Source organism: Chryseobacterium culicis (assembly GCF_900108365.1).
GTDB lineage: Bacteria > Bacteroidota > Bacteroidia > Flavobacteriales > Weeksellaceae > Chryseobacterium > Chryseobacterium culicis.
Genome location: NZ_FNWQ01000004.1, coordinates 208084 through 221447, shown reverse-complemented (window position 1 = coordinate 221447; position 13364 = coordinate 208084). Strand labels below are relative to the sequence as shown.

Annotated in this window: 9 protein-coding genes; 7 read left to right on the top strand and 2 right to left on the bottom strand. The window is 38.9% G+C overall.

The genetic code is table 11. From position 1 onward, the window contains the following. Together BLW74_RS16045 and BLW74_RS16040 are read left to right on the top strand one after the other, a co-directional pair. Entirely contained in the window at positions 1–735 is a 735-nt protein-coding gene (locus BLW74_RS16045) for a LytR/AlgR family response regulator transcription factor (RefSeq protein ID WP_089693933.1), read from the top strand. Positions 736–809: 74 nt separating this feature from the next. Continuing rightward, positions 810–1352, top strand: a complete 543-nt coding sequence (locus BLW74_RS16040; protein WP_089693931.1) for a lipocalin family protein — start codon at positions 810–812, stop codon at positions 1350–1352. A gap of 58 nt (positions 1353–1410) precedes the next feature. On the opposite strand, the gene BLW74_RS16035 is transcribed toward BLW74_RS16040, so the two are convergent. Further along, complete coding sequence (locus tag BLW74_RS16035; RefSeq protein ID WP_089693928.1) at positions 1411–1884, bottom strand: DUF7832 domain-containing protein; 474 nt, start codon at positions 1882–1884, stop codon at positions 1411–1413. A 114-nt stretch (positions 1885–1998) separates the two neighbouring features. Between BLW74_RS16035 and BLW74_RS16030 the strand changes: the two genes are divergently transcribed. From BLW74_RS16030 to BLW74_RS16015, 4 genes are all read left to right on the top strand, one after another. Next, positions 1999–3249: a CinA family nicotinamide mononucleotide deamidase-related protein gene (locus BLW74_RS16030; RefSeq protein ID WP_089693926.1), complete on the top strand. Its 1251-nt coding sequence runs from the start codon at positions 1999–2001 to the stop codon at positions 3247–3249. Positions 3250–3338: 89 nt separating this feature from the next. After that, positions 3339–6737 carry a trifunctional glycoside hydrolase family 18/polysaccharide deacetylase/glycosyltransferase family 2 protein gene (locus tag BLW74_RS16025; RefSeq protein ID WP_089693924.1) on the top strand — a complete coding sequence of 1133 codons (3399 nt, stop codon included), beginning with the start codon at positions 3339–3341 and terminating at the stop codon, positions 6735–6737. A 262-nt stretch (positions 6738–6999) separates the two neighbouring features. After that, the gene (locus BLW74_RS16020) at positions 7000–9057 is read left to right on the top strand and encodes a M13 family metallopeptidase (protein WP_089693922.1); all 2058 of its coding nucleotides are present in this window, start codon (positions 7000–7002) and stop codon (positions 9055–9057) included. Between the two features lie 287 nt (positions 9058–9344). Then, the gene (locus BLW74_RS16015; protein WP_089693920.1) at positions 9345–11441 is read left to right on the top strand and encodes a M13 family metallopeptidase; all 2097 of its coding nucleotides are present in this window, start codon (positions 9345–9347) and stop codon (positions 11439–11441) included. Between the two features lie 59 nt (positions 11442–11500). Here the strand turns inward: BLW74_RS16015 and BLW74_RS16010 are convergent, their stop codons facing one another. Then, a complete protein-coding gene (locus BLW74_RS16010; RefSeq protein ID WP_089694178.1) occupies positions 11501–12547 on the bottom strand; it encodes a hypothetical protein in 1047 nt (348 codons plus the stop codon). A 353-nt stretch (positions 12548–12900) separates the two neighbouring features. Between BLW74_RS16010 and BLW74_RS16005 the strand changes: the two genes are divergently transcribed. After that, positions 12901–13347, top strand: a complete 447-nt coding sequence (locus BLW74_RS16005; RefSeq protein WP_227413257.1) for a type VI secretion system contractile sheath small subunit — start codon at positions 12901–12903, stop codon at positions 13345–13347. Positions 13348–13364: the final 17 nt, after the last annotated feature.

The following is a 13364-nucleotide window of genomic DNA, read 5'->3' as shown; positions in this document are numbered from 1 at the left end:
ATGAAAATACAAGCTGTTATTGTTGACGATGAACTTATAGCAAGGGAAGTTTTACGAAACTATCTTAACAAATACTGTCCGCAGGTGGAAATCCTTGGTGAAGCTGAAAATATAAGGGAAGCCGTTCCGTTAATTGCCGAAAAGCATCCGCAGCTGGTCTTTCTGGACGTTGAAATGCCTTTTGGAAATGCTTTTGATGTGCTGGAAGCTACTAAAGATTTTTCTTATGAAACCATTTTCATCACTGCATTTTCTCAGTATTCTTTGCAGGCGCTGAATAAATCGGCAAGTTATTATATTTTAAAACCTATTGACATCCAGGAACTGATTCTTGCAGTCAATAAAGTGACGGAAAGTCTGGAGAAAAAGGAAGAACTTAACAGAAATAAGATTCTTCTCGAAAATCTTAAGCTGAAACCTGAAAAACAACAGTTAATTCTGCCGACTTTACAGGGATTTGATGTGGTAAAAACAGAAGACATTCTAAGACTCCAGGCTGATGGAAACTTTACCCAGGTTTATCTTACCGACGGCTCGAAGAAGATGGTCTGTCGTTTTCTGAAGCATTTTGACGATCTTCTGGAAAATCCCTTTGTGAGGGTTCACCGTTCCCATATAATCAATACAGGATTTGTGAAGTCCTATCATAAAAGCGGAACCGTAATGCTGTCTGATGATACTGAAATAGAGGTCTCCGGAAGCTTTAAAGATAATTTCCTAAAGGTTTTTTCTTAGAATTTATTGTATCTTTAACAGGCGTAAGGCATTATTTTTGACGTTTTTATAACAACCACCAAAATATTCCTGTCATGAAAACCATTCATAAAATTATACTTCCCGTGTCGTTGGGAGCATTGGGACTGATTGTTTTCAATTCCTATTCCGTAAGGATTCCCAGAGGTGCATCTGCCGTAAAGAATTTTGATCTGAAAAAATACCTGGGAAGATGGTACGAGATTGCCCGCTTTGATTACAGGTTCGAAAAAAATATGGATCATGTTACCGCAGAGTATACGGAAAATCCTGACGGAACGGTTCAGGTAAGAAATAAAGGCTATGATTACAATAAAAAAGTGTGGAATGAATCAATCGGGGAAGCTAAATTTGTAAAAGATCCCACTGAAGCCCGTCTGAAAGTTTCTTTTTTTAAACCGATCTGGGCCGGCTATAACGTTATAGATATTGATGAAGACTATCAGTATGCGCTGGTAGCAGGAAGCAGTCTGAAGTATTTATGGATTCTTTCCCGCACGACTAGCATTCCGGAAAGCATCCGTCAGCGTTTTATTCAGAAAGCCCGGAAAATCGGTTATAATACCGATGAACTCATCTGGGTGAAGCATAATCAATAAAATAAGCTAGCAAAAAGGGTTTGCATGTCCTCCCTTTTTGCTATTTTATCGTATACAATTAGCTATTAATGTATTCTTTCCATTCCTCATAGCGATGATCAATGACCTGTTTCATCAGATCATAGTTATCATAGGTATCTTCTATGTGATAGAATGTCTCATATTCATAGTTGCTTTCCTCTGCTTTGGCGTCAAAAATATTCACGTAATCATCAGCAAATGAACTGTATTTGTTCCCGAAATCAGTATCGTCTGCATAATAGTCTTTTGCAAAAAGATTTCCAAGTTCATTCAGATCATACGATGAGAATTTTCCGTCACAGGAATCCAGAATAAATTCTGCACCCGTAATTTCTCTTCGTTTTAATTTTTCTATTTCTTCAGCAGCATCTTCTTTCAGTTCCTCCGAGATCAAATCGTTGTGAATACACCAGTTCAGGAACATTCCAGTGTGTGTAGCCCCATTTTTCTGTGGAAGTCCTTCAGGAAAATCGCCGCCATAATGCCACGAAGCATCATCATATTTAGACATAATTTATATAGTAGTTTTAGATAATTTCGTCAAAAATAGAAAAAATCAATTTATATTGCCGCTGCCGCAGATTTTTCCGTCATTTGCATAGAATTTTTTTCAACAAATAGATCTATGGAAAAAGCTGTTCTGATTACTATCGGTGATGAAATACTTTCCGGAAACACGGTAGATACCAATTCTAATTTTATTGCCACGGAACTTAAAAATATAGGGATAAAAGTCATTCAGATTCTTACCATCTCGGACGAAATTGAAACCATTAAAGAAGCTTTAAAAACAGCCTTCGAAAAAGGTGATCTTGTCATTACCACAGGCGGATTAGGCCCTACAAGAGATGATAAAACCAAAAAAGCCCTCGCAGAATATTTTGATGATGAAATTGCTTTGGATGAGGTAACCTTTGCCCATCTGAAAGGGTATATGGAAAGAAGAGGGAGAGCAGATATTCTTGAAAGAAACAGGGAGCAGGCTTTTGTACCCACCAAATCCATTGTCTTTCAGAACCATTACGGAACCGCGCCCTGCATGATGATGGAAAAGGATGGAAAACTGTGCTACAGCCTACCGGGTGTTCCTTACGAAGTGAAACCTCTGGTTAAAGATCAGATTATTCCCTATCTGCAGAAGAGATTTAAACTTCATTATATCCATACCCGAATTGTTTCTGTGGTCGGAATTCCTGAGAGTATACTTGCAGATAAAATTGAAGACTGGGAACTGGCGCTTCCTGAAAATATTGCGTTATCTTATCTTCCGGTGGGTACACGTGTAAAGCTTCGTCTGACAGCTTCCGGAGAGATTGAAGAACAGTTAAAACAAAGAACAGAAGAAGAAATCCAAAAGCTGCTTCCTCTGGTAGAAGGTCATGTGATTGCGGTAACCGAAGATAAAATTGAAAATATTCTCGCGGAGATGCTTACCGCAAGAAGCCTGACAATTTCTACTGCAGAAAGCTGTACCGGAGGTGAACTGGCCAAAATGATTACTTCGGTTGCCGGCAGTTCAAAGTACTTTCTGGGAGGAATGGTAGCCTATGCCACAGAGAAAAAAATTAAAATACTAAATGTTTCCGAAAAAACCGTAGACGAGTTTACCGTAGTAAGCGGGCAGGTGGCACAGGAAATGGCAAAAGGATGCCAGGAATTGTTCGGAACCCATATTTCCCTTTCTACAACAGGCGTTGCCGGGCCCGGAAAAGGAGAGGACGGCAAAGATGTTGGAACTGTTTACTACACCATCAGGATCAATGATCAGGAAGTAACCTCAACATTGTACATGCCGCATCTGGAAAGAGTAGACTTTATGAATTTTGTTTCCCAAAAGGTTATTCAGGATTTGGTAAGCCTTCTTGTAAACCAGTAAATACGAACATATCTTTTTAATTTTTTTTTAATTAATTTTAGTATAGTTTTTCACACTTTTTGAAAGCCCTTCAATAAATTTCAAAAATTGTGGAAAATTCCAAACAGATTTTTCAGACCAGCAGCAAAAAGCGCTGGAAAAGTGTAAAATGGGGAAGCCGTGTTTTTATTTTTATAGGAATACTGCTTCTTCTTGCTTTAGGTCTGATGATGACCCTGGACAGAAGTCCTAAAATTCCTTTTAAGGAAGATTATAAAGCTGTTATTACGGCCAATAAACCCTATCTTCAGGAAAATAAAATTTCCAAAGAATACAAAGGTTTCAGAAGTTTTATTTCTGAAAAAACGATCCATACCAACCTCGACAAGATTCAGAAGGCAAGAGCGGAAAGATACAAAAATCAGAACAGAAACTGGGCTCAGTTTCCGGGGGGAATACGCTCTGCATTTTATGTAGCGTGGGATCCACAGTCTCTGATGTCTCTGAAAAGAAATATCAGACACGTTAATCTTGTTTTCCCTGAATGGTTTTTTCTTGATCCCAAAACAGGAGATCTCAAAACCAACGTAGACCCGGAAGGATACAAAGTGATCAAAAGAACAGGCGTAGCTGCTATGCCAATGCTGAGCAACAACTCAGACAGGGAATTCCGCTCAGAAGGACTGGTGAAAGTTCTTAATGATCCTCAGAAAAGAACTCATCTGATCCAAAAAATTACCCAGCAGTGTCAGAAATATCACTTCAAAGGAATCAACATTGACTTTGAAGATATGAACCTGAATTCTGATGACAACCTTATCGCTTTTATGAAAGAGCTTTCAGAAACCTTCAAAAAAAACCAGCTGCTGGTAACCATGGATATCATGACGGATAATGATGATTATAACATTCCAAGACTGAATCCTTACGTAGATTACTTTGTTTTGATGGCTTATGACGAATATTCAGCGGGAAGTGATGCCGGTCCGGTTTCTTCTCAAAAATGGATCGAAGAGCAGACAGGTAAAATTGTGAAACAGACTTCGCCTCAAAAAATCATTCTGGGTTTAGGGGCCTATGGATATGACTGGAGTTCCAATAAGGACGACAATACCTCTGTTACTTATATGCAGGCAATTACCAAAGCCAGTGCAAGTAAAGCCGTTATTGATTTTAATGATAATACATTTAATCTAAACTATTCTTATACGGATTCTAAAAATCTAACCCATACTGTATTTTTCAACGATGCGGCTTCTATTTTCAATACCATGCGTTTCTCCTCAGAATATCCTTTGGCAGGAACAGCTTTATGGAGACTGGGAAGCGAAGACAGCAGAGTATGGAATTTCTATGATAAGGACCTTACGTTTGCCGGGCTTTCCAGACTGAATCTAAAAACTCTGGAAAATGTAAAAGGGCAGACGATGGTAGATTACATCGGAGACGGAGAAGTGCTGGATGTTCTGAATACCCCTCATGACGGAAAAATTGCACTGGAAATTGACCCGAAAGAGAAAATTATCACAGATGAAAATTATATCACCTACCCAAGTTCTTACGAAGTAAAAAAATACGGAAGCGCACCTCAGAAAGAGCTTGTTCTTACTTTTGATGACGGCCCGGATGAGACGTATACGCCGCAGGTATTGGATATTCTTTCCCAATATCATGTTCCGGCAGCATTCTTCCTGATAGGACTCAATGCCGAAAAGAATCTTCCGCTGGTTAAAAGAATTTACCGTGAAGGGCATGAAATAGGCAATCACACCTTTACCCATGAGAATGTAGCCAAAGTAAGTCCGGAAAGAGCTCTGCTTGAAATGAAGCTGACAAGGCTGCTGATAGAATGTATCACAGGACACAGTACGATTCTGTTCAGAGCGCCGTATAACGCAGACTCTGAGCCTACCACTTCGGAAGAGATTATTCCGGTAGCCTTAGCAAGACAGCAAAATTATCTTGATATAGGGGAAAATATAGACCCTGAAGACTGGCAGCCGGGAGTAAAGGCAGATGAAATAGTAAAACGTGTCATGGCAGGAATAAAACAGGAAAGAGGAAATATCATCCTTCTTCACGATGCAGGCGGAGATACCCGCGAAGAAACAGTAAAAGCTCTGAAGATCCTGATTCCTACTCTTCAGAAACAAGGATATCATTTTACGAACCTTACGAATCTTCTGCACAAAAGCAGAAGCCAGCTGATGCCCGAAGTCCCTAAAACAAGGTCTTATTATATCATGCAGTTAAACCTGGTGCTGGCAACTTTTATTTATGGAGTAAGCCACTTCCTGGTTGCCTTGTTTACTATTTTCATTGTGTTGGGATTGATCAGATTATTACTGATGGCGTACTGGGCTTTTAAGGAAAGAAAAAGAGAAAAAAAATTGGGTGAATTTCCGGTTTTGGAATCCTATCCTAAGGTTTCTATCATTGTTCCAGCTTATAATGAAGAAGTAAATATTGTATCTTCTCTCCAGAATTTACTGAAACAGACCTATCCTAATTTTAATATTATTATGGTAGATGACGGAAGCAAAGATTCCACCTATGAAAAAGCATTGAAAGCATTTCCGGATCATCCGAAACTTAAAATTTTCACTAAAGGAAACGGAGGAAAAGCCACTGCCCTGAATTTTGGGGTATCACAGACGGACGCAGAATACGTAGTATGCATTGATGCTGATACCAAGCTGCAGCAGGATGCGGTGAAATATATGATCGCAAGGTTTTTAAATGCAGATCCGGAAGAAAAAATTGCAGCCGTTGCAGGAAATGTGAAAGTAGGGAACAGAGTCAACTGGCTTACCAGATGGCAGGCTATAGAATATACAACAAGCCAGAACTTTGACAGGCTGGCGTATGCTCATATTAATGCTGTTACCGTAATTCCGGGTGCGATAGGAGCGTTCAGGAGATCTGTAATTATTGAAGCAGGAGGCTATTCATCCGATACTTTAGCTGAAGATTGTGATATTACTGTAAAAATACTGAAAGCCGGATATACCGTTGCCAATGAAAACAGAGCCATTGCAGTAACTGAAGCTCCGGAAACGGTGAAACAGTTTCTAAAACAGCGTTTCCGCTGGACCTACGGAATCATGCAGATGTTCTGGAAACAGAAACAGACCTTCCTTAATCCCAAATATAAAGGATTGGGACTCTGGGCTATGCCGAATATTTTATTATTCCAGTACATTATACCATTTTTCTCACCACTGGCAGATGTGATTATGTTCTTTGGAATTCTGTCCGGAAACGGAGATAAAATATTGACCTATTACCTTATTTTTCTTTTGGTAGATGCTTCATTGGCTTTAGTAGCATTTATCGTGCAGCGGGAAAAACTGATGAATCTACTGTATATTATTCCGCAGAGATTCGGGTATAGATGGCTGATGTATATTGTACTGTTTAAAAGTTTAAGAAAAGCACTGAAAGGCGAAATGCAGTCCTGGGGATTTCTGAAAAGAACGGGAAATGTAAAAGAGATCGCAACTTCTTAGATAAATCTGGAGGATGGAAGAGTGAGGCTGGAGGTAACTTTTATTTTATCATTACTGAGAACTATAATAAAATTACTTTTAAAAATAGATTTACAGTTATGTTATCATTTTTTTTACGATTATCATAACTTCCGGCTTCCTCTTCCCAGCTTCCTTCTTTTATAAATTCTTACTATGCAATGATGTTATTTGTTTAAATTTGTTTTCTTGAAAAGTAACAAATACGAAATAAATCATACATATTCTAAAAATTGTTATCATAATGAAAAAAATAACGCTTTCTTTGTTTTTAATAGCAGGGATCTGCACTCAGACGACTATGAGCGCACAAGCTAAAGCTGCTAAAGTAGCAGTGAATAACACAGACAAAGGCCTAGACCTTAGCCTGATGGACACTTCGGTGCGCCCTCAGGATGATTTTTATAACTATGTGAGTGGAACCTGGATGAAAACTGCCAAAATTCCATCTGACAAACCAACTTGGGGCAGCTTCAATAAACTGGCTGAGGATACGGATAACAATTCCATGACGATCCTGAACTCTCTTCTGAAAGATAAATTTGCTGATGGAAGCGAAGGGAAAAAAATTCAGGATCTGTATGCTACTTACATGAACATGCAGAAGAGAAATGCAGACGGAATCAAACCAATCCAGGAAAATCTGAACAAGATTGATGCGATTAAAAATATGGCAGATCTTCAGAACTATCTTGCTTCTGTAACGAAAGAAGGAGAAAACGTGTTCTACGGATGGGGAGTGGATGCAGACCTTAAAGATTCTAAAATGAATGCCGTTTACTTAGGAAATGCTTCTCTAGGGTTAGGAAGAGATTACTATCAGAAAGTAAACGAAAAAAATACAGAAGCTATTGCTGAATATCAGAAATATGTAGCTTCCATGCTGAAAGAATTGGGATACAAAAATGCTGACGAAGCCGCGAAAGGTATCGTTAATTATGAAAAAAGCATCGCAAACACTTACCTTACCAACGAGCAGAGCCGTGATAATACATTGCAGTACAATCCTAAAACGATGGCTGAGCTTTCTGCTTTGGTAAAAAATGTTGACCTTCCGGGTTACCTGAAAAAAGTAGGCGTAAATACAGATAAAGTAATCATCAGCGAATTAGGGTTCTACAAGAATTTTGATAAACTGGTAAATGCTGAAAACCTTCCGGTCATCAAAGATTATCTGAAATTCCACATGATCCACGGAAGCGCTTCTTATTTAAGCGAAAACCTAGGAAACATGAAGTTCGCTTTCTACGGTAAATACCTTAGAGGACAACAGGAACAGAGAGCTCTTAACAAAAGAGGATTTGAGCTGATCAACGGTTCTCTGGGAGAAGCTTTCGGAAAATTATATGTTGAGAAATATTTCCCCGCTGAAGCCAAAGCTCAGATGGTTGAATTAATCGACTATTTAAAGAAGAGTTTTGCCGTTCATATCAACAACTTAGCGTGGATGTCTTCTACCACGAAGGAAAAAGCAATGCAGAAGCTGAACAAGTTCACTGTAAAAGTAGCTTATCCGGATAAATGGAAAGACTATTCAAAATTGAATATCGTTTCTGAAGCAAATGGAGGAAACCTTTACAAAAACCTTCAGAACATCGGAGAATGGCAGTATAATAAAGATCTTGCTAAAATCGGGAAGCCGGTAGATAAAACAGAATGGGGAATGACTCCACAAACTGTAAATGCCTATTACAACCCGGTAAATAACGAGATTGTATTCCCTGCAGCGATCCTTCAGCCGCCATTCTTTAACCCTAAAGCTGATGCTGCAGTAAACTTCGGTGGTATCGGTGCGGTTATCGGCCACGAAATGAGCCACGGATTTGATGATTCAGGAGCCCAGTTCGATGCAGACGGTAACCTGGTAGACTGGTGGACGCCGGAAGATAAAGCGAACTTCGAAAAAGCAACAAAAGCTCTGGCTTCTCAGTATGACAAATACGAGCCTGTAAAAGGAACTTTTGTAAACGGTACATTCACCAACGGTGAAAATATCGCTGACTTAGGAGGCGTAAACATCGCTTACGATGCGCTTCAAATGTATCTGAAAGACAAAGGAAACCCAGGAAAAATCAGCGGATTCACTCAGGATCAGAGATTCTTCCTAAGCTGGGCAACCGTTTGGAGAACCTTATCAAGTGAGAAATATATGGTGAATCAGGTGAAAACTGATCCGCACTCTCCGGGATATTTCAGAAGTTTTGGTCCGCTTATCAACGTTGACGCTTTCTATAAAGCATTCGATGTGAAGAAAGGAGACAAGCTTTACAAAGCTCCGGAAGAAAGAATCAAAATCTGGTAACAATAACAACCGCTCAGCAATGGGCGGTTTTGTTTTTTTAGAGCCGATGATAGGTCATAAAAAGTTTAGGGATCACGGAAAATTAAAGATTGCGAGGCATAAACGAAGGGCCAAACGTTACGATAACGGCAGCCATCATTCCCCTCTTTCGGAGGGGTGGCGAAAATTCAAAGAATTTTTGACGGGGTGGTCTACCCAATAACTTCAAATCTCAAATCTCAAACCAGAATTATATCAGTAAAGTTTGTATATTTGATAAGTTTGTGTAAAATCAAAAATTATCTTTAATGAAAAAGCTAAATATCGGAATACTTGCCCTTGCGGGTATTGTATTTCTTAACTCTTGTGGTGCAGCAAAGACTGCAGGGACAGACAATAAAACTGAAGCTACAGCAAAAGTGGCTGAACCGGTAAAAGAAGAAGCAAAAGAAGAAGGAATCAATTTATCGTATATGGATACCAGCGTCCGTCCACAGGATGACTTTTTTAGCTATGTGAACGGGAATTGGGTGAAAACCACTCAGATTCCTTCAGATAAAGCAAACTGGGGTTCTTTCAATGCGTTGAGAGAAAATGTGGATGATGCCTCATTAGATATACTCAACAAGATTCTTACTGAATCTTATCCTGCCGGATCAGAAGGCCAGAAAATCCAGAATCTGTATGCTTCTTTTATGGATACCGATAAGAGAAATGCAGAAGGTCTGGCTCCTATCAAGGCTGATCTTGCTAAAATAGACGCTATTAAAAACGTTAATGATCTTCAAAAGTACCTATTGGAAGCTACAAAATTAGGAGACAATTCTTTCTACGGATGGAGAGTGGGTGCCGATATGAAAAATTCCAATATGAATGCGGTATATCTTGGCGGTCCGGATCTGGGACTGGGAAGAGATTATTACCAAAAAGTAAATGATGCCAATACGAAAACACTTGCGGAATATCAGGCTTACGTTGGGAAGCTATTTGGAGTTTTAGGATATAAAAATAATGCTCAGGCTGCGCAGAACGTTGTAGACTTTGAAAAACAGCTTGCCAATTATTTATTAACCCTTGAGCAGAACAGAGATGCCAATTTAAGATACAACCCAAAAAACGTATCAGAATTGCCAGGGCTCGTGAAAAATGTAGACCTTGCCAAATACCTGAAAGACGCAGGCGTAAATACGGACAGAGTAATCATTGGAGAACTGAAATATTATCAGAATATGGATCAGTTTATTACACAGAAAAACCTGCCTTTACTGAAAGATTATCTGAAATACCACATCATTAACGGAAACGCAAGCAACCTGAACGACAGTTTAGAGCAGATAAGATTCGATTTCTATGCTAAATATTTACAGGGACAGAAAGAGCAGCGCCCGATGAACAAAAGAGGACTTTCTCTTGTGAATGGAGTTCTTGGAGAAGCCTTCGGAAAACTGTATGTAGACAAATACTTCACTCCTGAAGCTAAAAAGCAGATGGAAACCTATATTGACTACCTTTTAAAATCATTCAAAACACACATCGCAAATATAGACTGGATGTCTCCTGAAACCAAAGTGAAAGCTCAGGAAAAACTATCCAAGTTTACTGTAAAAATCGCCTATCCGGATAAGTGGAAAGACTATTCCCAATTAAAAGTAGAGTCTCCGAAAGAAGGCGCTACCTTATATTCTAACCTTCAGAATGTAGCAGCATGGCAGTACCAGAGAAGCTTAGACAAAGTTGGAAAACCTGTTGACAAAACAGAATGGGGAATGTCTCCGCAAACCGTAAATGCTTACTACAGCGGATCAAACAACGAAATTGTATTCCCTGCAGCCATCCTTCAGCCGCCTTTCTACAATCCAAAAGCTGATGCAGCTGTAAACTTCGGGGGAATTGGTGCCGTTATCGGTCACGAAATTTCTCACGGATTTGACGACAGCGGATCACGTTTCGATGGTGACGGTAACCTGAACAACTGGTGGACCGATGCAGACCGTAAAAACTTTGATGCAAAAGTTGGCCAGTTAGCAGCCCAATATAGTGCCTATGAGCCGGTAAAAGGAAGTTTCGTCAACGGTAAGTTCACAAGCGGTGAAAATATCGGTGACTTAGGTGGAGTAGCTGTGGCCTACGATGCCCTTCAGATGTATTTAAAAGATAAAGGAAATCCGGAAAAAATCAGCGGATTTACTCAGGATCAGAGATTCTTCATGAGCTGGGCTACCGTTTGGAGAACTAAAGCTACCGATCAGTATATGATCAATCAGGTGAAGACAGATCCGCACTCTCCGGGTATGTTCAGAGCTTTCGGACCCCTCGTTAATCAGGATTCATTCATCAAAGCATTTGATATCAAACCAGGAGACAAGATGTATAAAGCTCCTCAGGACAGAATAAAAATCTGGTAATTTTTACCGAAAATTGTTAGAAAAGAAAGAATCCGCTTCCCTACGAAGCGGATTCTCTTTTAATATTCTTTCTTATAATTCCGGAGCACAAATTTGATTCCGGTTTCTATAATATCTCCCATCGTTTTACAATACCGGAAATTCACATCATAGGTGAGCTTGCGTAAAGCTGTCTTGAGTTCTGTAACATGAGCTTCCGGAGCAATATCATCCTTTTTCATAATAGAGAGGAGCTCATCAAATCTGTTTTGGCTGCTGGTTACTCGTTTTACGATTTGTGATCGTACTTCCTTGCGGTATTGCTCTATAGAACTGGGCTTAAGTTTTTCGAGCACCATATTCACCATTTGATTATTCTCTTTAAAATACTGTGGAAGGTACACCTTTAAATTTCCCTCGTAAGACTGCTGGTCGAAATCAATAGGACGAATTCTGTAAATAACCTGATCAAAATCGTGTATGGGAATCACCACATAATTATAAGAACGCATGTCACCAAGAAGACCAATGAGACATCGCTCATTGAATTTTACAAATTCCTTGGAAATCTGGGCCTTTTCCAGCTCCGTACAGTTGTGCATATGTTTCTGAATAAAAACATCACCGGGAATCCCCAAAATATGCTCTTCAATTAAAGTATTTTTGTAAACCAGAAAGTTAATCCGGTTGGGAGAAAGCAGGTCTTCCAGCTCCAATCCGAATATTCGGGATGCATCCGCCTGCTTGATGTAAAAATAGGTGTAATTATCATTAAGGATATTTCTTACCCGAACCCGAAAAGGTTTAGAGTTTCCAAATGTACAAAAGTCAATGGTGTCTACTTTCAGATAAGGTAGAGTCGCAATATCACCATCAGAATGAAGAAGGGTGTAGATCTTATTTAAATTAGCCTCTATTTCCTTAAATTCAAACTCAGGATATAAAACGCCGAGCCATAAAGTATCTTTGCCGTCTTTGTCCAGAATGCTCACACTGTCACTGAACCTCAGCAGATCTTCATACAGAAACTTAATCTTAGTGGTTCTGTTATATTTTTCCAGATAATGCTGTAATGCTTCCGAAACAGGAAATATCGGTTTTCTGAACGCTATTTTTACATCTTTCATTACATTGTTCACTTTCATTAAATATAAAGAATATTTTTTGGAATGTTTAGAAAACTCTTATGTTAACACTCATCGGGAAATTTGGGACCAGAGAAAAAGTATACAAAAAATTATTTATTTTTTCTTGAATTATTTTATTTATTTTTTCATAGCTTAGTGATATCGTAATATGGTGATTTTATGTTGAATAAATGCAGATAAATTTAGATGATCCAAGAAAAATCTTAGTAAAATTTTTTATGTTACAGTTTTTTTTTAAATTTAAACACTGGATTGGTAATTTATTTGATTCATCAGTAAATTACTCAAAGACAGATTCAAACCCAATTAATAAATCTCAAAATAACAATAATATGGCAATGTTTAATTATGGTGTTGGCGGAAACGAGGTAAAAGTAGACGCTAATGAAGCTATTCAGGAAATACAGGAAAATAAATCACTGATAGTAAGCCAACTTACAACAGAAGAGTCTTATACTCCTGAAATCGTAACAGGATTAAAAACAGTGGAAGACGTTTTCAAACATTTTCAGCCTGCAATATCTGTACAGCACGAAACAGAAGACGGTGGAGTGATAGAAGAGGAATTCCGTTTTCAGAACCTTGGAGACTTTACCCCTAAAAGCCTTACTCAGAAATCAGATTATCTTCAGCAGCTGAGCATGGAACAGGAGCAGTACAACAAAATAGTACGTCAGCTGAAAACCAACAAAATTCTACGCAATATGCTTGAGAACGATCAGACAAGAGCGGCATTCGTAGAAGTATTGAAAGAAGTGGCACAGGAACTTGAAAAATAATTAAAGACTACATTAAA